This window comes from Sphingopyxis sp., from assembly GCF_034380315.1.
GTDB lineage: Bacteria > Pseudomonadota > Alphaproteobacteria > Sphingomonadales > Sphingomonadaceae > Sphingopyxis.
The window spans coordinates 178,736-200,460 of record NZ_JAXMPB010000003.1 but is presented as its reverse complement, the minus strand read 5'-3'; the positions used below and the strand labels follow the sequence as shown (position 1 = coordinate 200,460).

Sequence of the window (21,725 nt, the reverse complement as noted above, 5' to 3'; positions counted from 1 at the left end):
GGCGGGCGGTTACGCCTCGACCCCCTTGGCCTTGCTCCAGGCGCGCGCCGCCGTGTAGCCGAGATAGCCGGTCCCGAAGAGCGCATAGAGCGGTTCGGGAATACCCGCGAGATAGGCATTCATGCCGCGCGCGATGCTTGCGGCCATCTCGGGCCGCGCGGCGGCGATCAGCCCCATCGGGATCGCCCACAGCAACAGCGCGTACATGACATAGAGGAAGCTGGGGCGGGCGCGGCTGGTCCAGGGATCGGTGCTGCTGGCTTCGGCGACGATCGCGGTCATCCGGGTGCGGATCGCCTCCATCTCCTGGCTGCCCTCGAGCTTCAGCAGCTCAAGCTTGGCGCGGTCGCGCGCTTCGGGGTCGGGGATGATCTTGTCGATCAGCTTGGCAATGGGGCCGATCAACCCTTCGATGATGCTCATTTCGATTCTCCATTTTGCTAGGAAAACTGCGCAACTTTACTCGCGATTCACTTTTTGAACGGGATCAGGGCTGGCCGATGCGATGGGCGAGCCAGCCATAGAGAAAGGCCTCCTGGCTCGGGCGGCGTTCGGCGAGCGCGATGTAGCGTTCGCCCTGCAGCGCCTCTATCGCGCGCAGCAGCACATTCTCGCCCCCCTTGCCGCGCGTGCGGAGAAAGGCGTCGAGCGCCGAGAGGGTACGCGGACCGATCGCGCGGTCGACCGCGATGTCGGGATAATCGCGCGCGGTGCGGTTCAATGCGTTGAGTGCGCGCTGGAGAAACCCGGTAGCGGTGGCGCAACCCATATTGACCCCGGTGTCGAAAAGCTCTGCCGCAATTCGCGGTGCCCGCAACGCAATCCGGTCGAACCCCGGGCGCAGCCAATAGATGCGGCGATAGATGGAGGCAGCCTCATCGCGCGGCAGGCTGCGCATCGGTCCGGTGTAACCCTGGGACCGGGCAACCGCTTCGGTAATGCCCCAACAGGTCGGCCCGCCGCGATCGGCAGGGTGGTTTACATAAGGGCCTTCGCGGTCGATGACGGCATCGACAAGCGTGTCGGGGTCGAACCGCGATTGGGCGGCGTCGGTCATGATTCGCTCCTTTGGTTTGCTGTGTTATGAAAACGAACCATATTGGGATATTGTAGGAAAGGTTTGTCGATGCGCGCGCTGCAGGTTTCCGAATATCTGCCCGATCACCGCGGCGCATCGATTGCCGACTTGGCGGTTCCGGAACCCGGTGCGGGCGAGGTACGGGTGCGGGTGCGCGCCGCCGCGGTGAATTTTCCCGATCTGTTGATGACGCGCGGCGCCTATCAATATCGCCCCGAACCGCCCTTTGTCCTTGGCCTGGAGTTCTCCGGCGAAGTCGATGCGGTGGGCGAGGGCGTCGTCGGTTGGCGGGCCGGAGCGGCGGTGGTCGGCGGCGCTCGCTGCGGAGCGATGGCCGAATATGCGGTGGTTCCGGCATCGTCGTTGCGGGCCAAGCCCGAGCGGCTGAACTGGGATGAAGCCGCCGCCTATCCGGTCGCCTATCTGACGGCCCATGTCGCGCTTGTGCGCTGCGCACGGCTGGAGGCGGGCGAATGGGTGCTGGTGCATGGCGCGGGGGGCGGCGTTGGCCTTGCGACCGTCGATCTTGCCCGAGCGCGCGGCGCGCGGGTCATCGCGGCGGCGAGCAGCGCGGAAAAGCGCGCGGCGATCGCGCGTCTGTACGCGCCTGATGCGGTGATCGCGGCGGCGCCCGGCTTTCACGAGGAGGTGAAGGCGCTGACCGGTGGGATGGGCGCCGACGTGATATTCGACCCCGTCGGCGGCGATGTGTTCGACGAATCGACGCGCTGCATCGCCTTTGGCGGGCGGCTGCTGGCGGTCGGCTTCGCGTCGGGACGGATCCCTGAACTTCCCGTCAACCGGGCGCTGATCAAGGGGTTTGCGGTGATCGGGGTGCGCGCGGGCGAATATGGCCGAAAATTTCCCGCCCGCGGCGCAGAGAATCAGGCTGCGGTCGACGCGCTGGCCGCCAGGGGCGGGATTGCCCCGCGCGTCCACGCCGCGCTCGACCTGTCCGATTGGCGCGCGGCCTTTGCGATGATCGAACGGCGCGAGGTGATTGGAAAGCTGGTGCTGAAACCCTGATGGGTCAGAACAGCGTCCAGATGGGATTAGCGGGGTCGCTGAGCAGCTTGATCGCCAGCGCCGCTGACATCAGGACGAGCACCGGACGCACGCCGCGTCCGCCGAAACGAATGGCCAGGCGCGCGCCGAGCTGGTTGCCCGCGACATTGGCGGCCGCCATCATCAGGCCGAGCGTCCACAGCACATGACCGCCGACGCCCATGGCGATCAGACCGGCAACATTGGTCGTCAGGTTCAGCAGCTTGGCATTGCCGATCGCCCGAACCAGCCCGAGCCCCGCGAGCGCGACCAGCGCCAGCGTGAAGAAAGAGCCGGTTCCGGGGCCGAAAAAGCCGTCATAGAAGCCGATCGCAAAGGTGATGAGGGCAAGCCCCACCGGTCCGACGCGGGCGTGGCGATCGACCCCGCTCATCGCCGGCGCGAGCAGGAAATAGAGCCCCATGGCAATCAGCAGCACCGGGACGAGTGCTCCCAGAAAGGCCGAACTGATGAACTGTACCGTGGTCGCGCCGATGAAGGCGCCGACGAAGGTGGCCGCGACCGGCCAGGCAAAGCGCGCCAGGTCGACATGACCGTTGCGCCAGAAGGTGTAGCAGGCCGAGGCAGTGCCGATCATGCTTTGCAGCTTGTTGGTGGCGAGCGCCGCAACGGGCGGCACGCCGGCCGCCATCAGTGCGGGGATGCTCAGCAACCCGCCGCCGCCCGCCATCGCATCGATTGTTCCCGCGACAAAGGCCACGGCCATCAGAAGGGCGACGGTTTCGACTGCAAATTCCATGGATGGCGCCCATAGGGCGACCGCGACCGGCAGGCCAGCCGCCGATCGAAAGAAATTGTCGATTAAGTGGAATAATTGGTCGGGACGAGAGGATTCGAACCTCCGACCCCCACACCCCCAGTGTGATGCGCTACCAGGCTGCGCTACGTCCCGACCGGCCCTGTTGGGCAGGCGAGGCCCCTAGCGCGGCTTCGATCGCGATGCAAGCGGCGATGGCATCGGTGGTGAAGATTGCGTGGCTGCCCTTGATCCCGCGAACCGCTTCCCCATTTTGCAAACACCTGCAACAGCGGGGCCGAGACGAGGGGGGAGGGCATGCAGCCATTGGTTGCGCGCCGCGCGCCTGCGTGATAGGCGCCGCGCCATATTTTGCGTGGTCGTTCGTGCGAGCGGCGTACGCCATCTGAACGGAAAGTCTTTCATCCATGTCGACGCAATTGCTTCTGACCCAGGCGGCCGGATCGGGCGGCGGGGCAGCCGGTTTCCTGATGCTGGTGCCCTATCTGCTGATCTTCGTGGTGTTCTGGTTCTTCCTTATCCGCCCGCAGCAGGTGCGGATGAAGGAACATCGCGCCAAGGTCGCGGCGGTAAAGCCGCGCGACCAGGTCGTCACCGGCGGCGGAATCGTCGGCAAGGTCACGCGCGTCGACGATGATTTCGCCGATGTCGAAATCGCGCAGGGCGTGAAGATCAAGGTCGTCAAATCGACCCTGTCCGACGTTCTCCAGCCCGGCGGCAAGCCCGCCAACGACTGACGCGGCAAGGCTCGCCGCGGTCGCGGCGGGCAAGCCCTGGCAAGCGGAATTCATCCATGCTCGATTTCCCCCGCTGGAAAACCGTCGGCATCAGCATCATCCTGCTGCTCGGCATTCTTTTTTCCATTCCCAGCTTTCTGCCTGAAAAGCAGTTCGAAAATCTGCCCGGTTTCGCGCAGGCGAAGGTCAATCTGGGCCTCGACCTTGCGGGCGGAAGCCACTTGCTGCTCGAGGCCGATCTTGCCGACCTCGAAAAGACGCAGCTGGCCAATATGGAAAAGACCGTCCGCGCGGCGATGCGCGGCGAGCGGGGCTCCGACGATGATATCGCTATCGGGGAATTGTCGAATGCCAATGGACAGATCAGCTTTCTGGTCCGCGACCAGGCGCAGCTCGATGCCGCCCGCGAGCGGTTGTTCAGCGTCACGCAGGGTGCGGGCCTGACCGGCCAGCGCGACTGGAACATCGACGTTATCGATACGACCCGTATCGTCCTGACCCCGACGAGCGCCGGGCGCACGCAGGCGGTTGCCAACGCCATGGACACGGCGCGCGACATCATCGACCGCCGCGTCAACGCGCTTGGTACCCGTGAACCGACCATCATCCGACAGGGTGACGATCGCATCGTGGTGCAGGTGCCGGGGCTTCAGGACCCGGCGGCGCTGAAGGAATTGATCGGCAAGACCGCGCGGCTGGAATTCCGCATGGTCGATGCCAATGCCGACCCCAATGAAGCGCTTGCCGGCCGGGTGCCGGTGGGCAGCGAAATCGTTCCCTATGCCGAGGGCGAGGGGAATGGCGCCCAGTTCGAGGTGCTGCGCCGCCAGGTGATGATCAGCGGCGAACAGTTGATCAACGCCCAGCAGAGCTATGACCCGCAATCGAACCAGCCGGTCGTCAGCATCCGGTTCGATTCGGCGGGGTCGAGCACCTTTGCCCGCGTCACCGCACAGAATGTGAACAAGCGCTTTGCGATGGTACTCGACGGCAAGGTGTTGTCGGCGCCGTCGATCAACGAACCGATCCTGGGCGGCAGCGCCCAGATTTCGGGGAATTTCAGTGTTGCGAGCGCCAATGCGCTGGCGATTTCTCTGCGATCGGGCGCGCTGCCGGTGAAGATGGCGGTGGTCGAAGAGCGCACCGTGACTCCCGAGCTTGGTGCCGATTCGATCCGCAAGGGCGCGATCGCCGGGATCATCGCGACGGTGGCTGTGCTGGCGTTCATGATCGTCGTTTATGGCCGCTTCGGGATTTATGCGAATATCGCGCTGATCTTCAACATCGGCCTGATCATCGCGATCATGGCCGCGTTCAACGCGACGCTGACCCTGCCCGGTATCGCAGGCTTCGTCCTCACCATCGGTGCGGCGGTCGACGCCAACGTGCTGATCAACGAGCGTATTCGCGAAGAGTTGAAACGCGGGCGTCGCGTGTTCCAGGCCGTCGAAATCGGCTATAAGGAAGCCAGCCGCGCCATTTTCGACGCCAATATCACCAACGTCATCGCGGCAGGGTTGATGTTCTGGTTCGGGTCCGGCCCGATCAAGGGCTTTGCCGTGGTTTTGACCATCGGTATCATCACCAGCGTCTTTACCGCCGTGACCGTCACGCGCCTGTTCGCCGCCCGCTGGCTGCACAAGACGCGCCCGACCACGCTGAATATTTGATAGGGATCGACCCATGCGTTTGCTGAAACTCGTCCCCGAAGGCACGAACATCCAGTTCCTGAAATGGCGCAACGTCGCCATGGCGATCAGCTTTTTGATGATCATCGCATCGATCGTGCTGGTCGCCGTTCGCGGGCTGAATTTTGGTGTCGACTTTGTCGGCGGCCAGTCGGTCCGTGTCGAATTCACCCAGGCAATGCCGCCGATCGATGAGATTCGCGAAAAGGTAGGCGATATCGGCCTCGGCGAAGCGACCATCCAGCAATTCGGGTCGGACAAGGCGGTGTCGATCCGCACCGCGCTGCCCGAAGGCGACAAGGCCGCCGCCGACCGGGCCGGAAAGCAGCTGGTCGACGGGATTCAAAAGGCGTTCCCGACCGCGAAGACCGGATCGGTGGAAACCGTGTCGGGCAAGGTGTCGGGCGAATTGCTGCGGACAGGCGCGCTCAGCCTTGCGCTCGCGATGGTCGCCATCTCCATCTATATCTGGATCCGCTTCGAATGGCAGTTCGGGGTCGGGGCGTTGTTCGCGCTGTTCCACGACGTTGCGCTGACCTTTGGTTTCTTTGCGCTGACCCAGATGCAGTTCGACCTGAATATCGTCGCGGCGCTGCTGACCATCATCGGTTATTCGCTGAACGATACGATCGTCGTGTTCGACCGCATCCGCGAAAATCTGAAGAAATATCGCAAGATGGAAATCATCCCGCTGCTTGATCTCAGCATCAACGAGACGTTGGCGCGCACGGTGATGACCAGCTTGACCATGTTGATTGCCCTGGCCGTGCTGCTGTGGGTCGGTCCCGATGTGATCTTCGGCTTTACCGCCGCGATGCTGCTCGGCATTTTCGTCGGCACCTATTCGTCGGTCTACATGTCGGCGCCGATCCTCGTGTGGCTGAAGGTTGGCCCCGACAGCTTCGTGCCACGCACCACGGCGGCGACCGAAGGCGCCGAACGGGTGACGCGCAACGACGACGGTGCCGTGGTCTGATCCACGCCGCCCGCAGCGCATGTTAAACAGTAATGGGCCCGCCTGCCGCTCGATCTTGACCGAGCGGCAGGCGGGCCCTTCATTTTTGGCGGGTCAGCGCCCGGCGCAGCGGGCAAGATGCGCGGCGAGTTCGCGGCCGTTGCGATCCCAGTCGAAACGATCGCCGAGGCTGGCGGCCACCGCTTCGGCAGCCGGCGGGGCGTCAAGAATGGCGCTGACTGCGGCGGCAATGGCATCGGGGGTCCGCGCGGCGATGCGGCCCGCCGTGGGCGTGGTGAGGAGTTCGGCGGCGCCGCCGGCATCGCTGATCACGATGGGGGTTCCGCAGGCGAGTGCCTCGACCCATGCATTCGCCAGGCCCTCGCTGACCGACGGCATGACGACGGCGTTGGCCGCACGATACAGCAAGGGAAGGTCGGCGTTGGCGACCGGCCCCATCAGATGCACCCGGTCCGCAACCCCGAGCCGTGACGCCAGCGCGCGATAGCGGCCTTCCTCTTCGCCCGCACCGGCGAGCCAGTAATGAACGTCGGGCAGCATGGGCAGCGCCTCGATGACCAGCGCCTGCCCCTTGCGCGGGATGAGGGCGCCGACGGTCAGTATTGCCGGGGCGTCGCCCATGCCGATCGCCCGGCGGGCGTCCGCCCGGTCGCCCGGCGAAAAGCGCGCGCGGTCGATGCCTGTATAATGGACCGTGACCTTTTGCGCATCGATACCGATCGCCGCCATGTCGCGGCGCATCGCGTCCGAAACAGCGAGCAATCCGGCCGCCGATCCCGCCGCCGCCAGAAGCTGGGGGGCGCTCGCCGGGTCATGGCCGAAATGGCTGATGTCTGCCCCGCGCGCCTTGATCGAATAGGGAAGGCCATATGCCGCAGCCACGCGCATCGCCGCAGGGCCATCGGGATAGAAGAATTGCGCGTCGATGACGTCGAACGCCTGTCCATCGACCGCGGCGAGCACCGCGGCCGCGACCTGTGCCGGATTGCGCCGTGTTCCGAACCGGGGGAGCAGCGTGAAGCGCGGACGATGGACCGACAGGCCGTTCCAGGGCTCGTGGTGGGGCAGGTCGCGCAGCGCCCGGTAACGCGGGTGCAGCGACAGCGGGAAGGGCGGCAGACCCAGCGGCGCGACGACGGTGAGTTCGATGCCGGGCTGCGCGGCGAGTGCGCGCAGGCTTTTTTCGACGAACAGGCCGAAGTTCGGCCGCGCCGCATCGGGAAACAGTGTGGCGATCGAAAGGACGCGCAAGGAGGTCATGTCGAAGCCTTCATCCGGTCGCGGCGCGCGTGTCGAATCACGGTCGTTCCTTTGCAGCCGAAAAAGGGCGCGCAGATATGCGGCGCCAGGGAAGGGAGAATCAGAGCGTCCGGATCAGTCGCACAGCGACCGCCGCCCATGGCGGATTGCTGACCACCTGTTGCCGCTGTCCGGCGCCGAGGGGCAGGAGGTGCAGCTTTTCGCCATCGATATTGAGCAGGCGCGCAAAGAAAAAGCGGCCGGCGGGGCGCGGCACGAGCAGGTCGCGGTTGAGGGCCGCCGACCAGTCGCCCGCGATACGGCGGCACCAGATTTCGTCGCCTGCCCGATAGTCGCCGATCGAAGAGGTAACGCGAACCGCGACCATATCCTCGCTCGGGCGCGCGGTCAGCGCCTGTTCCACCCGGGTGGGCGCCGCTGCGCCATCGGCGCCGAGCAGGGCGGTGATATTGAGCTGTGTGTCCTGGGGCAGGCGGACGAGTTCGGCGGCATCGACATCGAGCGCCGCTGCGATGCGGTTCATCCAGCCAAGCGACAGGGTGCGGGTTCCTGTTTCGAGGCGGCCGATCGTTTGCGCGGTGGTCGGGGGAACGCAGCGCTGTGCCACCTCGTCCAACGTCAAACCCCTGGCGCGGCGCACGCTGCGGATGCTGTTGATCATCGCCCATCCTTCAATAACCGATTTGGTTTTTTCTTTCCTACAAAATATTCCAATGTCAAGTCCGCTTCGATCCCGGAAGGAGCAGGATATGAATGCACGCCGCCTCGCGACTCGTCCCCACCCCGATGACACGCTCGACCCGGAAAAGGCGGGGCCACAAGTGATGCGGCATGTGACGGTCAACCTTGCCGAAAGTCCGTTGGCCTGGCTTGCCGCGCGGGGGTTGTTGAGCGCGGCGCAGCTTTGTGCGGGGGAGAGGCTTCGCGCCGACTATCATCGTGCGGGGCTGGAGGCGCGGGTGACGATGCGCTGGGATGCGGCGCCCCCGTCGCGGCGACAGGGCGGCGTTCGGGCCAGCGACGCATCGCTGGCGCGCATCGACGCGCATCGGCGCTTCCACGCCGCGCTCGATGCCGCGGGGCCGGGTCTTGCCGACATATGCTGGCGGGTGATCTGTGCGGGAGAGGGCGTGGGCGGTGCGGAAAAAGCGTTGGGCTGGCCCGCGCGGTCGGGAAAGCTGGTACTGGGGTTCGCGCTCGACAGGCTTGCGCGCTTTTACGGAACGGGATGAGCCGGTGCGCCCTTACCCCTGCGGCCGAGCCGCCAACACCGCATCCATCGGCAAATCGCCGTAGATGTGCGGAAAGAGCGCGCCGCCGCGCGCCGCTTCCCAGCGAACGGTATCGCCCAGCCGGGCAAGGTCGATTTCGGCGACGATCAGCCCGGTCTGGCCCGCGAAATGCTTTGCCAATGTGCCGCTCAGCTGTTCAGCGGTCGACAGGTGGATATAGCCATCGGCGATATCCACCGGCGCGCCGCCGAACCGGCCTTCGCGTTCAAAGTCCGCCCATTGCGGCGCGGTCAGAATCTTGAAGGCGGTGACGGCGTTCATTCGCTGGCGGCGCCGTCTCCGGCCGGGGCCGCGGGGGCGCCCGCCTCGGCGGCGGATTCCTCGCTGCCTTCGCTGCCTTCGACGCCTTCGGTTTCTTCGTCGCTTTCCTCGATCAGTGCCGCCGAAACGACATGCTCGTCCTTGGCGACATCGAACAATCGCACGCCCGCGCTGCCGCGGCCGATGACGCGCAGGCTGTCGAGGCCCATGCGGATCAGCTTTGCCTGATCGGTGACGAGCATCAACTGATGTGCCTGGGTGGCGGGGAAGCTGGCGACCACCGGCCCGTTGCGGCCGATATTGTCGATATTGGTGATCCCCTGGCCGCCGCGACCGGTGCGGCGATATTCATAGGCCGACGACAGCTTGCCATAGCCGTTGGCACAGACGGTCAGGATGAATTCCTCGCGCGCCGCCAGTTCGGCCATCCGCTCGCCGTCGAGCGTGGGTTCATTCTCATTGTCCTTCCACGGCGCGGCGCGCAGATAGGCTTCGCGCTCCTCGCTGGTCGTGCCGACCTTGTGCAGGATCGAGAGCGAGATCACCGCATCGCCCGGCGCGAGCTTCATCCCGCGCACCCCGGTCGAATTGCGGCTCTGGAATTCGCGGACATCCTCGCCCGCGAAACGGATCGCCTTGCCCTGGTGCGTCGCGAGCAGCACATCGTCGCTTTCGTCGAGCAGCGCGACGCCGATCAGCCGGTCGTCTTCATCGTCGCCCTCGAACTTCATGGCGATCTTGCCGTTCGAGGGAACGTTGGTGAAGGCGTCCATGCTGTTGCGGCGCACGCTGCCCTTGGCGGTGGCGAACATGACGTGCAGCTTGCCCCATTCATCCTCATCCTCGGGCAGCGGCAACACGGTCGAGATGGTTTCGCCCTGCGCCAGCGGCAGCAGGTTGATCATCGGCCGCCCGCGCGTCGCCGGGCCGCCTTCGGGCAGGCGCCACACCTTCATTCGGTACACCTTGCCCGCGGTCGAGAAGAACAGCACCGGCGTGTGGGTCGAGGTGACGAACAGGTTGGTGACGACATCCTCGTCTTTGGTCGCCATGCCGGCGCGGCCCTTGCCGCCGCGGCGCTGGGCGCGGAAGGTTTCGAGCGGGGTGCGCTTGATATAGCCGTCGAGGGTGACGGTAACGACCATCTCCTCACGCTCGATCAAATCCTCGTCGTCGATGCCGTCGGCGGCGGGGGCGACGAGCGTCTTGCGCGGCGTCGCGAATTCGTCGCGCACCGCGACCAGTTCTTCGCGCATCACAGCATAAAGTTTGACGCGGTCGGCGAGGATCGAAAGCAGTTCCTCAATCTCGGTCGCCAATTCGCCGAGTTCCTTGCCGATTTCGTCACGGCCGAGCGCGGTGAGGCGATGGAGGCGGAGGTCGAGGATCGCCTTTACCTGCACTTCCGACAGGCGATAGGTGGCGGCTTCCTCCATCTCGCCCTCGATCGCTTCGACGAGGCGGATATAGGGCGCGATCTCGCCGATCGGCCATTCGCGCGCGAGCAGCGCTTCGCGGGCGGCGGCGGGAGAGGGCGATCCGCGGATGATGCGCACGACTTCGTCGAGGTTGCTGACCGCGACGACGAGGCCGAGCAAGATGTGCGCGCGGTCGCGCGCTTTCGCGAGCTCGAATTTACAGCGGCGCGTGATGACGTCTTCGCGGAAGGCGATGAAGGCGGTGAGAATATCCTTCAGCCCCAGCATTTCGGGGCGGCCGCCGCGGATCGCGAGCATGTTCGCGGGGAAGCTCGACTGCGCCGGCGTGTGGCGCCAGAGCTGGTTCAGCACGACCTCTGCGGTCGCGTCGCGCTTGAGTTCGATGACGACGCGGACGCCTTCGCGGTTCGATTCGTCGCGGATATCGGCGACGCCCTCGATACGCTTGTCGCGCGCCGCTTCGGCGATTTTCTCGACCAGGCCCGACTTGCCGACCTGGAAGGGAATCGACGTCAATACAATCGACTGGCGATCGTTCCGGCCTTCTTCGATGATGTACGTCGAGCGCATCATGATCGAACCGCGTCCGGTGGCGTATGCGTTCCGCGCGCCACCCTGACCGAGCATCATCGCACCGGTCGGGAAATCGGGGCCGGGGACGATCTGCATCAATTCGTCGAGCGTGATCGCCGGATTGTCGATCGTCGCGAGCGTCGCGTCGATCACTTCGCCCAGATTGTGCGGCGGGATGTTGGTGGCCATGCCGACCGCGATGCCGCCCGCGCCGTTGACGAGCAGATTGGGGAAGCGCGCGGGCAGAACCGTCGGTTCCTCGCGGCTGGCGTCATAGTTGGGCTGGAAGTCGACGGTGTCCTTGTCGAGATCGCCCAGCAGCACCATCGCGGTCTTGGCAAGGCGCGCCTCGGTGTAACGCATCGACGCCGGCGGATCGGGATCCATCGATCCGAAATTGCCCTGACCGTCGATCAGCGGCACGCGCAGCGACCAGTCCTGGGTCATGCGGGCGAGCGCGTCATAGATCGCGCTGTCGCCGTGCGGGTGATAGTTACCCATCACGTCGCCGACGATCTTCGCCGATTTCTTGTACGGCCGGCCGGGGACGAAGCCGCCTTCCTGCGCCGCATAAAGGATGCGGCGGTGCACCGGTTTCAGACCGTCGCGCACATCGGGCAGCGCGCGGCTGACGATCACGCTCATCGCGTAATCGAGATAGGATGTCTTCATTTCGTCGACGATGTTGATCGGCGACACGCCATCGTCAGACGGAGGCAAATGCGTATTTTCTTCGGTCAAGACCCGGCCTTCATTCGCTCTTTCAGGAGATGTTTCGGACCTAGCCCATGGCTGGGGCAAACACCAGCGATTCGGTCAATTTTCGGCGGATTTTTTAAGGCCGATGACAGGGACCAAATCGCCGCGAAACAAGGGCTAATCATCGGGCGGGTCATGACGCCATGGTGCAAGATCGCACCTTGCCAATCCGGTCATCGTCCCTAAAGGTCGCCGGCGATGAGAAAAAGCCTGCCTGGGGGGTGCCGGTGGCCCTGATCGCGCTGGTCGGCGCCAGCGAAATATTGCCCGATGGCGGGCTGCGGGCGCTCGTCACCGTGGCGGGCGAGACGCTGATCGAGCGGCAGGCGGTACGTCTGGTCGACGCGGGTGTGACCCAAATCGCGGTTGCGGTCGGCGCGGTGCCGGCCGAGCTGCTGGCGACGTGCGACCGCATTGGCCGCCGCGGGATCAAGGTGACGCCGGTGCGCAGCGCCGCCGACCTGCGCGCGCTGGTCGCCGAGGATGATCGCATCATTCTGGTCGCCGACGGGCTGCGCGCAGGCGGGATGCACTATGCGGCCATCGCCAAGCCGGGATCGCCCGCCATTCTTGTGACCGGCGACACGCCGCTGACCCAGATGTTCGAGCGGATCGACGCGACGCGGCGCTGGGGTGGGTTGGCGAGCGTGACGAGCGCGATGGTCGGCGAGTTGGCTGCGATGCCCGGTGAATGGGACATGATGCTGACGCTGTTGCGGCTGGCGGTCCAGGGCGGCGCGCGGCGGCTTTATTGCGAACCGGCGCTGTTCGAACAGGGGGAGATCGCGATCGTTACCGACCGCCCGACCGCTGCGCTGATCGAACAGTCGAGTTTGCAGCAGGTCGAATATGGCGGCATGGGGCTAGGCCGATCGGCGATCATGATGCCGCTGGTGCGGCTGGCCGGACCATGGCTGGTCAAATCGCCGGCGACCGCCCGATATCTTCCCTATGTGACCGCCCTGCTGTGGATTGTCGTCGCCCTGTTGGCGGCAAGTGGACTGGCGGCGGCGGGGGCGCTCGTCGCGGTGCTGGCCGGGCTTTGCCTTGCCGCCATGCGCTATTTATCGTCCTTTCGTGCCGAAAGCGCGGCGCAGGATCGTGCGCGCGACCTGATCCGTGTTTTCGCCTGGCTGTTGCTGGCGCTGTTCCCATGGCTGTTGTCGCTGGCGGGACCGGAGCACCGGATGCCGCCCTTTTCCGAAGCCGCATTGGCGCCCTGTCTCGCGGCGGCGATTCTTCTGGCGCGCAGCTTGTACGAAGATGCGGGAGAAAAGCGCCGTTTCCACTGGCTGTTGCCCGACGCCGATCAGGCGTGGATCATGCTCGCCCCGGCGCTGTTGTTCGGCTTTGCGCCGCTGATGTTCGCGATTCTGCCCTTGCTGGCCATGTTGCAGATTCTGCTGTGGCTGCGTCTCGCGCGCCGCCCCGAGCCGAAGTAAAACAAAGCGCTTCAAGGTTTAGCGGGCATTAACGCAGTGCTGCTATTGGCACAGGCGCATGAATGAATCGCTCGCCCCGTCCGGCATTGACCTGCCGTCGCCGACGCTGACGGCGCGCCTGCGCGAGCTGGCGGGCTTTTTTGCCGCGCCTGCGTCCGGGCGGTTGACCGAGGAACAGCGCGCGTTGTCGCTGGGCGTCGCCCGGCGGTTGGTGGTCGAAGTCGCCGGGCGGCTCGATCCGGCGATCGACGCGACCATGCTCTGGAGCGACTGGATGCGCCGGGGATTGCCGGGCGCGGACCAGCTTTCCGCACATTGCTTTGCGCGTGTGGAGGAACAACGCTGGCGCGACCTGTCGGCGCAGCGGGGCGATCCGGCGCCAGCGGACGCCGAAGAGGCCGACGCCGTGGCGCCCGACAAGGCGCCGGACGCGGCCATCTCCATTCTCGACGACGCCCATCTTGTCCTGCAAATCGCCGACCGGCGCCGATTCGACGCGCAGGGGCATCCGGCGCTCGCACCCGCCGACCTTGATGCCGGACTGTTCCGCGCGCTTCTGCACGATGTTGCCGCGTGGCGGCTGGAGCAGTTGAGCGGCAGCAAGGCGCTGGCGGCCGGATTGGGCGATGCCGTTCGCAGCGCCATGAGCGCCCAGGCGAGGGAGAAGGGCATCGACGATGCCGCGCGCGCCTATCATGATCTGCTGGTCGCCGAAGGGCGGTTGAACGAGGCTGCCGCGACCGCCGCGGCGCGCCATAACTGGCCGACGCTGATCGGCCTGGCGGCTGCCGCCTCGAATCGATGCTATCAGGAAATGGCGCTGTCGTTGCTGACGGCAGAGGCGGCGGCGTTGCCGTCGCTGCTCGCTCCGCTGCGTCTCGACAGCGCGGCGATCGCGCCGGTCGAGGCGTCGCTTGCCCTGTTGCCTGCACGCGCGGTGTCGGAGGAGAGCGGAGGATGAGCGAGCGCATCATCCGCGGACGCATCGACCGGGCGGGGGTGCTGATCAGCGCCGATCCGCCGTTGCTGCGTCTGCAACAGCGCGCCGGCGCCGGCACTGGCAAGCCGCTGGCGCTGCCGCATCTGGCCCGGCTTTCGATGCTGGCGATGCGCTTGCAGCGCGACATTTCGCGGCCGCTCTATACCGCGGACGACCACAGCGACATTCAGGCGCTCGTGCGCATCATGCCCGATGCCGAGGGGGCGGACCTCGAAATCAGCGATTGGCGTGCACGGCCGGTCGTCCAGCCTTCAAGTGCGGCGGTTCCCGAGCGAGCACCGACGCCGCAGGACTGGACGTGGGAATGCGACCAGCAATTGCGCATGATCGCGCTGCGTGCCGGGCGCGCTGCTCCGCCCATTCCCGATGGCTGGGCCGGACGTTCGTTGTCCGAATTGTTCGAATTGCAACCCGACGGTGACGGCCGGTTCGCGGTGCTGAACGCGCTGGCCCGCCAGACGCGGTTCGAAAATCAGAAAGTGCGCGCTGGCGCGGCCGACCGGGCGCAGATGATATTGTCGGGCGATCCGCAGTTCGACGCGACCGGCCGCTTTTCGGGGTTTCGCGGGATCGCGGTTCCGGCCGAGGACGCGCCTGCCGCCACTGCCGCGCCCAATCTGACCGACCCGGCCTTTGGTTCGCTGCCGCTATCCGATCCGCAATTCGGGCGGCGAATCGACGGCGCGCTGCGCGGGCCGCTGAGCCGCATCATCGCGACCGCCGAGACGATTTCGGGGCAGTTCGACGGACCGATCCGCGCCGATTACGCACGCTATGCTGGCGATATCGCGCACGCCGGGCGCCATCTGCTGGGGCTGGTCGACGATCTGGCCGATTTGCAGAATATCGAACGGCCGGGGTTCAAGGCGGCGGCGGATGAAATCGACCTTGGCGACCTGGCGCGCCGGGCGGTCGGCCTGCTCGGCATGAAGGCCGAGGAAAAGGGCATCCGCATCGACGTGCCCAAGCTGGACGACAAGATGCCCGCGACCGGCGAATTCCGCCGGGTGCTGCAAGTGCTGCTCAACCTGCTGGGCAATGCCATCCGCTATTCGCCAGACCATTCGCAGATATGGATTCGCGTCGACCGCGAGGGCGACCGCGCGATGGTCACCGTCGCCGACCAGGGGCAGGGGATCGCCTCGGACCAGCAGGACGTCGTGTTCGAAAAATTCGAACGGCTGGGGCGCACCGACAGCGGCGGATCGGGTCTCGGCCTTTATATCGCGCGCCGCCTCGCGCGGGCGATGGGCGGCGACCTGACGGTCGACAGCGCGCCGGGGCAGGGCGCGCGCTTCACGCTGAGCCTGCCCGCGCGCGATGTCGCCTGACGCTTAGCGAATCCGCTGGCCGCCCTTCCACAGCGCGGTGGCGCGGCCCTGCACCGGCATACCGTCAAAGGGGGTGTTGCCCGCCCATGCGGCCATTTTCTTGGCATCGACCTGCCACGGCGTGCCTTCGTCGATCAGGATAAGGTCGGCGTCGAGCCCCGCTTCGAGGCGGCCGGCATCGAGGCCGAGCAGCCGCGCCGGATTGGCGGCGAGCAGGTCGAACAGCCGCGCCGGGGTGATATGGCCGTCGCGGACGAGCTGGAGCCCCATCGCGAGCAGTGTTTCGGCCCCCGCCATGCCCGGCTGCGCTTCGGCAAAGGGCAGGCGCTTGTCCTCGGGGCCGCGCGGGTCGTGGCCCGAGGCGAGGACGTCGATGGTGCCGTCCTTGATCGCCGCGAGGCAGGCGTGGCGGTCATCCTCTGAACGCAGCGGCGGCGACAGCCGGGCAAAGGTGCGAAAATCGCCGATCGCGGTGTCCGACAGAAACAGATGCGCGGGGGTGATGCCGCAGGTGACGGGCAGCCCCTTTGCCTTCGCATCGCGGACCAGCTCCAGCCCGCGCGCGGTGGTGACCTGCCGGAAATGGATCGGCGCGCCGGTTTCCTCGACCAACATGAGGTCGCGGGCGATCGCCATCGCCTCGGCGATTGCGGGGGCGGAGGCGAGGCCGAGCCGCGTCGCCATTTCGCCGTCGGTGGCGACCGCGCCCGCGGTCAGCCCTTCATCCTCGGCATGGGCGATCACGACGAGGTCGAGCGCGGCGGCATAGGACAGGACGCGGCGCATTGTGCCAGCATCGGCGATCCGCGCCCGGCCAGTGGCGACGGCGCGCGCGCCCGCCCCCTTCATCAGCGCGATTTCGGCGAGCTCCTTGCCCGCCAGCCCCTTGGTCGCGGCGGCGATCGGGTGGACCCACAGGTCGGGCTTGCCGCCCTTTGCTGCGCGTTCGACCATGCCGGGATGATCGAGCGGGTGGCCGCCGTCGGGCATCAGCGCGGCGCGGCTGATGCCGCCGAAATGAAAGGCCGGCTTGTCGGTTGCAAAGACGCCAAGGTCGATGATGCCCGGCGCCAGCCACTGGCCGCGCGCGTCGATGCGTTCGGCCGCGGCGGGGACATCGGCGGGGTCGAGCGCCGCGATAACGCCGTCCTGGATCAGCAGACGGCCGCGCTCGCCGCCGAGCAGGCGGGCGTTGTCGATCAGAAACATCGTCATGCCCATCCCGGCACCTTTCGCGTCCGGCGGGTCAATATGTCGAGGCAGGCCATGCGCACCGCGACCCCCATTTCGACCTGTTCGGTGATCGTCGAGCGCGCCGGATCGTCGGCGACGCTGCTGTCGATTTCGACCCCGCGGTTCATCGGCCCGGGGTGCATGACGATCGCGTCCGGCTTTGCCTTGTCCAGCCGCTGCGGCGTCAGGCCGTAAAGCGCATGATATTCGCGCGCGGAAGGCAGGTAGGCGCCGTCCATCCGTTCATTCTGAAGGCGCAGCATCATCACGACGTCGGCGCCGCGGATCCCTTCGTCCATGTCGGTAAAGACGCGCACGTGCATGCGGTCGATCGCGGGCGGCACCAACGTCGGCGGCGCGACGATCCGCACCTCGTTGCCGAGCAGGGTGAGCGCCAGGATGTTCGAGCGCGCGACGCGGCTGTGCAGCACGTCGCCGCAGATGGCGATCGTCAGCCCCTCGACTCGCCCCTTGCGGCGGCGGATCGTCAGCGCGTCGAGCAGCGCCTGGGTCGGATGTTCGTGGCGGCCGTCGCCGGCGTTGAGCACCGGGCAATCGACCTTGTCGGCGATCAGCTGCACCGCGCCCGAGCTTTGGTGGCGGATCACCATCGCGTCGGCGCGCATCGCGTTCAAGGTCATCGCGGTGTCGATCAGCGTTTCGCCCTTTTTCACGCTCGACTGCGCGGCGTGCATGTTGACGACGTCGGCGCCGAGCCGCTTGCCGGCGATTTCGAACGACAACAGGGTGCGGGTCGAATTTTCGAAAAAGGCGTTGATGATGGTGAGCCCGGCGAGCGCATCATCATGCTTGGCGGCGCCGGCGCGGTTCATTTCGACCCATTGCTCGGCGGCGTCGAGGACGTAGGAAATCTCCCACGGGGTGAGCTGGGCGATGCCGATCAGATGGCGATGGCGAAAAGCATCGCCGCCGGGCGGATAGTCGCTGACGGGTCGGATAGTTGCGCTTGTCATTAAAGCCGAGCCTCTATGCCGCGCCGGTGATTTCCGCAAGTCCCGCGGTGACGAGCGCTTTCAATATTCCGAAAGCCCAGAGCAGCAGCGGCTCCAATATTCCCAGGGCCCAGAGCAGCAGCAGAATCAGTTGCAGCCAGAACCAGATCATCATCCAGGTGGCAAAGGGCCGCTTGCGCGTTTTGTGGCGGACGAGGCGCGACGCGGCGACCGTCCCGAACGCCCCGCCGGCAAAGGCCCAGAACAGCAGGGTGCTTTCAGGGACCCGGCGGCTGCCATTTTCGGCATAGCGTTTGTCGAACACCATGAGGATGAAGGCGATCCCGTTGGCGGCGATCAGTCCATAGATGATATATTCGGTCATGCGCACACCAACGCATCAATCGCGCCCTGCAGGATGAAAGCGGCGGCGGCGCTGTCGATCCGCTCGGCGCGCTTGGCGCGGCTGACGTCGGCGGCGATCATCGCGCGCTCGACCGCGGCGGTCGACCAGCGTTCGTCCCACAGCAGCAGAGGCAAGCCCAGCGGCGCGAGATTGCGGGCAAAGGCGCGGACGCTCTGGGTGCGCGGGCTGTCGCTGCCGTCCATGTTGAGCGGCAGGCCGACGACCAGCCCGGCAACCGATTGGGCGGCGACCAGCTGGCGCAGCGCATCGAGATCGGCGGCGAATTTCTTGCGGATGATCGTCTTGTCGGGGCTCGCAAAGCTCCAGCCCGCGTCGCACAGCGCGACGCCGATCGTCTTGGTCCCGACATCGAGCCCGGCAAGGCGGCCACCATCGGGAAGTGCGGCGGCGAAATCGGTGGTGGCGGTGGTGATCATCGCTCCCCCATAAGGGGCATGGCACGCAAAGCGAAGTCCTGTCGCGCGCTGGGGTGAATGCGCATCGCCATCTGAGGCGGTGGGCCGCCAAAGTCGTCCCGGAATCACAACGCCCGGGCCTCGTGAAGAGACCCGGGCGCCTGTGACGAACACTCGCCATCCCCCTTTTGCGCAGACCGGCGAAGGATCTGCACTCCCTGGAGCCGGGCCTTTGGGCCGCGTTGAACCAGAAGTCATGGGGCTAGGGTGTGGGGTGGCTTTTGTCACCCTTTTGCGGGACATGCGGCGTCCTTTTGTGGAGGGCTGTGGCCATTCGGCAACAGGTTTTGCGATTCATTCGCATCGGCGTCGCGGCTTGCGGGCCATTGCCAGTGCGGCGGCGGCTCCGTAAAGCGGGGCATGACCATCCTGCGCCCCGCGCTGCAAAGGCCCTACGCCCCATGATATTGCGTCCCTATGAGCGCACCATCTTCAAACGCTATCTGCTCCCGCAACGCGGCGAAGGTTTCATCTTCGTCGCTGCGGCGTTCAGCTTTACCGCGGTAATGCTCGGCGTTGCGGCGCTGGTGATCGTGATGAGCGTGATGAACGGGGTGCGCTCCGACCTGTTTGACAAGATCGTTGGGCTGAACGGCCATGCGGTGGTGCAGGGTTTCGGCGGCCGCCTCGACGACTGGCGCGACGTGCTGAAACAGGCAAAGGCAACCCCGGGCGTTACCTCGGCAACGCCGCTGATCGAACAGCCGCTGCTCACCACCTTCAACGGGCGGGTCGAGGGGATATTGGTGCGCGGTATGCTGGTCCAGGACATCCGCCGCAACGATGTGCTGAACGGCAAGGTGCAGCAGGGCAGCCTGGCCGCGCTGACGCCGGGATCGGGCAACGTCGCGATCGGCACCGAACTCGCCAAGAATCTGGGCGCGACGGTGGGATCGAACATCACGATCATCAATCCCGCCGGCCGATCGACCCCCTTCGGCACCGTGCCGCGCGAGATCAGCTATCGCGTCGCGGCGATTTTCGAGATTGGCGTCTATGATTTCGACAAGGCCTATGTGGTGATGCCGATGGAGGATGCGCAGCTTCTCCTGCTCACCGGCGATCAGGTCGGGATGATCGAGGTCAAGACGACCGACCCCGACAAGGTTGGTGAGATATTGGCGCCGCTGCAAGAAAAGGTCGCGGCGCAGGCGGTGGTTTCCGACTGGCGTTCGATGAACAGCAGCCTGTTCGAGGCGCTGTCGATCGAGCGCGTCGCGATGTTCGTCATCCTGTCGCTGATCGTGCTGGTCGCGGCGTTCAATATCGTGTCGTCGCTGATCATGCTGGTCCGCGCCAAGACCCGCGACATGGCGATTTTGCGCACCATGGGGGCGCCGCGCGATGCGGTGCTGCGCATCTTCATGGCGATCGGCCTGTCGATCGGCATCGCGGGAACCGCCGTCGGCATGATCGCCGGTTTCAGCTTGCTCTATTTCCGCCAGGGGGTGCTGCGCGCGGTCGAATTTATCACCGGCCAGCCTTTGTGGGATCCGTCGATCCGCTTCCTCACCGAATTGCCGTCGAAGCCCGATCCGTTCGAGATCATCGGGATCGCGGTGATGGCGATCGTCTTCAGCTTTCTGGCGACGCTTTATCCGGCGTTGAAGGCCGCCAATACCGACCCCGTGCAGGTGCTGCGCTATGAATGATTTCGCGCTCGAACTGATCGACCTCAGGCGCAGCTTTACCCAGGGCGATGTTACCATCGACGTGCTGCGCGGCGTCAACGCGCATCTGAAACGCGGCGAGATCGTCGCGCTGCTCGGGCCCTCGGGGTCGGGCAAGTCGACGATGCTGCAGGCGGTCGGCCTGCTCGAAGGCGGCTTTGACGGGACGATCCGCATCGACGGCGAGGATGTCACCCGCTTTGGCCAGGGCGAACGGACGCGGACGCGGCGCGAAAAGATCGGTTTCGTCTATCAGTTCCACCATCTGCTCCCCGATTTCAACGCGATCGAGAATGTCGTGCTGCCGCAGCTGATCCGCGGCGCGAACCAGGCCGAAGCGGAGGCGCGCGGCGCCGACCTGCTCGGCCGGCTGGGGCTGGGCGAAAGACTGCATCACAAGCCGAGCAAGCTGTCGGGCGGCGAGCAACAGCGCGTCGCGGTGGCGCGCGCGCTGGCGAACCGGCCGCTGCTGGTGCTCGCCGATGAACCCACCGGCAATCTCGATGAGGCGACCGCCGACCGGGTGTTCGACCAGTTCGTCAAGCTGGTGCGCGACCATGGCTCGGCGGCGCTGGTGGCGACGCATAACGAGCGGCTGGCCGCCAAGATGGACCGGGTGCTGCGCTTGCACGAAGGGCATATCGAGGCGTAGGCTGAAATCCCTCCGTTGGTGTCGAGCACGGTTGAGGCACCTAGCTGGATGCAGGGCGGAGGGGCATCTCGATTTCGCGCGAAGCGAACGGCAATGGGAGAGGGGGCAGGAACATGGCATTCTACGATCTTTCGGCGAAGCTTCCCGGCGGCGCGGCGCAATCGATGGCCGATTATCGCGGCAAGGTGCTGCTGATCGTCAACACTGCTTCGAAATGCGGTTTCACCCCGCAATATGCCGAGCTCGAGGCGCTGTACCGCGATTACAAGGATCGCGGGTTCGAGGTGCTGGCCTTTCCGTGCAACCAATTCGGCGCGCAGGAGCCGGGCGATGCCGCGGAGATCGCCAATTTCTGTTCGCTGACTTATGATGTGTCGTTTCCGCTGATGGCCAAGATCGACGTCAATGGCGATGACGCCGACCCGATCTTCAAGCATCTGAAAAAGGAAAAGAGCGGCCTGATCGGAAGCGGAATCAAATGGAATTTCACCAAATTTCTGGTCGATCGCGACGGCAAGGTGGTATCGCGCCACGCCCCGACGACCAAGCCCGAGCATCTGCGCAAGGAGATTGAGGCGCTGTTGGGGTAAACCTTCCGCTCTGGCATTCTGCCCGGTCGTTGCGCTCGCAATGACGTTTTTGTGAAACGAGGCGGTGGTCGAATCGCGGGCGCGGCG

22 protein-coding genes and 1 tRNA gene are annotated in these 21,725 nt (G+C 65.7%); 11 read left to right on the top strand and 12 right to left on the bottom strand.

Annotation, left to right across the window (positions count from 1 at the left end):
* Positions 1–9: 9 nt before the first annotated feature.
* Together U0S50_RS06940 and U0S50_RS06935 are read right to left on the bottom strand one after the other, a co-directional pair.
* A complete protein-coding gene (locus U0S50_RS06940) occupies positions 10–423 on the bottom strand; it encodes a holin family protein (RefSeq protein ID WP_322308037.1) in 414 nt (137 codons plus the stop codon).
* Positions 424–487: 64 nt separating this feature from the next.
* On the bottom strand, positions 488–1,057 hold the full coding sequence (locus U0S50_RS06935) for a glycoside hydrolase family 108 protein (RefSeq protein ID WP_322308036.1): 570 nt from the start codon (positions 1,055–1,057) through the stop codon (positions 488–490).
* A 69-nt stretch (positions 1,058–1,126) separates the two neighbouring features.
* Here U0S50_RS06935 and U0S50_RS06930 point away from each other — a divergent pair, with 69 nt between their 5' ends.
* On the top strand, positions 1,127–2,104 hold the full coding sequence (locus U0S50_RS06930) for an NADPH:quinone oxidoreductase family protein (protein WP_322308035.1): 978 nt from the start codon (positions 1,127–1,129) through the stop codon (positions 2,102–2,104).
* A 4-nt stretch (positions 2,105–2,108) separates the two neighbouring features.
* Here the strand turns inward: U0S50_RS06930 and U0S50_RS06925 are convergent, their stop codons facing one another.
* Positions 2,109–2,882 carry a TSUP family transporter gene (locus tag U0S50_RS06925; RefSeq protein WP_322308034.1) on the bottom strand — a complete coding sequence of 258 codons (774 nt, stop codon included), beginning with the start codon at positions 2,880–2,882 and terminating at the stop codon, positions 2,109–2,111.
* Positions 2,883–2,958: 76 nt separating this feature from the next.
* A tRNA-Pro gene (locus U0S50_RS06920) sits at positions 2,959–3,035 on the bottom strand.
* 272 nt (positions 3,036–3,307) lie between these two features.
* On the opposite strand from U0S50_RS06920, the gene yajC reads away from it, so the two are divergent.
* From yajC to secF, 3 genes are read left to right on the top strand one after another with little or no spacing between them, the layout of a single operon-like run.
* On the top strand, positions 3,308–3,637 hold the full coding sequence (gene yajC / locus U0S50_RS06915; protein WP_322308033.1) for a preprotein translocase subunit YajC: 330 nt from the start codon (positions 3,308–3,310) through the stop codon (positions 3,635–3,637).
* Positions 3,638–3,693: 56 nt separating this feature from the next.
* The gene (gene secD / locus U0S50_RS06910; RefSeq protein WP_322308032.1) at positions 3,694–5,307 is read left to right on the top strand and encodes a protein translocase subunit SecD; all 1,614 of its coding nucleotides are present in this window, start codon (positions 3,694–3,696) and stop codon (positions 5,305–5,307) included.
* A 13-nt stretch (positions 5,308–5,320) separates the two neighbouring features.
* Entirely contained in the window at positions 5,321–6,301 is a 981-nt protein-coding gene (gene secF, locus U0S50_RS06905; protein WP_322308031.1) for a protein translocase subunit SecF, read from the top strand.
* Positions 6,302–6,394: 93 nt separating this feature from the next.
* Here the strand turns inward: secF and U0S50_RS06900 are convergent, their stop codons facing one another.
* Positions 6,395–7,561 (bottom strand): glycosyltransferase, encoded by a 1,167-nt coding sequence (locus tag U0S50_RS06900; protein ID WP_322308030.1) that lies wholly within the window; start codon positions 7,559–7,561, stop codon positions 6,395–6,397.
* Between the two features lie 100 nt (positions 7,562–7,661).
* Positions 7,662–8,222, bottom strand: a complete 561-nt coding sequence (locus U0S50_RS06895; protein WP_322308029.1) for a helix-turn-helix transcriptional regulator — start codon at positions 8,220–8,222, stop codon at positions 7,662–7,664.
* A gap of 88 nt (positions 8,223–8,310) precedes the next feature.
* On the opposite strand from U0S50_RS06895, the gene U0S50_RS06890 reads away from it, so the two are divergent.
* Entirely contained in the window at positions 8,311–8,793 is a 483-nt protein-coding gene (locus tag U0S50_RS06890) for a DUF6456 domain-containing protein (RefSeq protein WP_416194968.1), read from the top strand.
* Positions 8,794–8,805: 12 nt separating this feature from the next.
* Here U0S50_RS06890 and U0S50_RS06885 read toward each other — a convergent pair whose 3' ends face one another.
* Both U0S50_RS06885 and gyrA read right to left on the bottom strand, forming a co-directional pair.
* Positions 8,806–9,114 carry a DUF952 domain-containing protein gene (locus U0S50_RS06885; RefSeq protein WP_322308028.1) on the bottom strand — a complete coding sequence of 103 codons (309 nt, stop codon included), beginning with the start codon at positions 9,112–9,114 and terminating at the stop codon, positions 8,806–8,808.
* Positions 9,111–11,798, bottom strand: coding sequence for a DNA gyrase subunit A (gyrA, locus tag U0S50_RS06880; protein WP_416194972.1), 2,688 nt, complete (start codon positions 11,796–11,798; stop codon positions 9,111–9,113). The genes U0S50_RS06885 and gyrA overlap by 4 nt, the downstream gene beginning before the upstream one ends.
* Positions 11,799–12,112: 314 nt before the next feature.
* On the opposite strand from gyrA, the gene U0S50_RS06875 reads away from it, so the two are divergent.
* Genes U0S50_RS06875 through U0S50_RS06865 form a run of 3 tightly spaced genes read left to right on the top strand, consistent with a single transcriptional unit; the run spans position 12,113 to position 15,658 of the window.
* On the top strand, positions 12,113–13,327 hold the full coding sequence (locus tag U0S50_RS06875; protein ID WP_322308026.1) for a hypothetical protein: 1,215 nt from the start codon (positions 12,113–12,115) through the stop codon (positions 13,325–13,327).
* A 58-nt stretch (positions 13,328–13,385) separates the two neighbouring features.
* Positions 13,386–14,288, top strand: coding sequence for a hypothetical protein (locus U0S50_RS06870; protein WP_322308025.1), 903 nt, complete (start codon positions 13,386–13,388; stop codon positions 14,286–14,288).
* Entirely contained in the window at positions 14,285–15,658 is a 1,374-nt protein-coding gene (locus U0S50_RS06865; RefSeq protein WP_322308024.1) for a HAMP domain-containing sensor histidine kinase, read from the top strand. Before U0S50_RS06870 ends, U0S50_RS06865 begins: the two co-directional genes overlap by 4 nt.
* A gap of 3 nt (positions 15,659–15,661) precedes the next feature.
* Here the strand turns inward: U0S50_RS06865 and U0S50_RS06860 are convergent, their stop codons facing one another.
* Genes U0S50_RS06860 through ruvX form a run of 4 tightly spaced genes read right to left on the bottom strand, consistent with a single transcriptional unit; the run spans position 15,662 to position 18,687 of the window.
* Complete coding sequence (locus U0S50_RS06860; RefSeq protein WP_322308023.1) at positions 15,662–16,873, bottom strand: dihydroorotase; 1,212 nt, start codon at positions 16,871–16,873, stop codon at positions 15,662–15,664.
* Entirely contained in the window at positions 16,870–17,865 is a 996-nt protein-coding gene (locus tag U0S50_RS06855) for an aspartate carbamoyltransferase catalytic subunit (protein WP_322308022.1), read from the bottom strand. The genes U0S50_RS06860 and U0S50_RS06855 overlap by 4 nt, the downstream gene beginning before the upstream one ends.
* A gap of 13 nt (positions 17,866–17,878) precedes the next feature.
* Positions 17,879–18,229, bottom strand: coding sequence for a DUF1294 domain-containing protein (locus U0S50_RS06850; protein WP_322308021.1), 351 nt, complete (start codon positions 18,227–18,229; stop codon positions 17,879–17,881).
* Positions 18,226–18,687: a Holliday junction resolvase RuvX gene (gene ruvX / locus U0S50_RS06845; protein ID WP_322308020.1), complete on the bottom strand. Its 462-nt coding sequence runs from the start codon at positions 18,685–18,687 to the stop codon at positions 18,226–18,228. Before ruvX ends, U0S50_RS06850 begins: the two co-directional genes overlap by 4 nt.
* A 440-nt stretch (positions 18,688–19,127) precedes the next feature.
* Between ruvX and U0S50_RS06840 the strand changes: the two genes are divergently transcribed.
* From U0S50_RS06840 to U0S50_RS06830, 3 genes are all read left to right on the top strand, one after another.
* Positions 19,128–20,378 carry a lipoprotein-releasing ABC transporter permease subunit gene (locus U0S50_RS06840; RefSeq protein WP_322308019.1) on the top strand — a complete coding sequence of 417 codons (1,251 nt, stop codon included), beginning with the start codon at positions 19,128–19,130 and terminating at the stop codon, positions 20,376–20,378.
* Entirely contained in the window at positions 20,371–21,048 is a 678-nt protein-coding gene (locus U0S50_RS06835) for an ABC transporter ATP-binding protein (protein ID WP_322308018.1), read from the top strand. The genes U0S50_RS06840 and U0S50_RS06835 overlap by 8 nt, the downstream gene beginning before the upstream one ends.
* A gap of 113 nt (positions 21,049–21,161) precedes the next feature.
* A complete protein-coding gene (locus U0S50_RS06830) occupies positions 21,162–21,638 on the top strand; it encodes a glutathione peroxidase (protein ID WP_322308017.1) in 477 nt (158 codons plus the stop codon).
* Positions 21,639–21,725 lie beyond the last annotated feature (87 nt).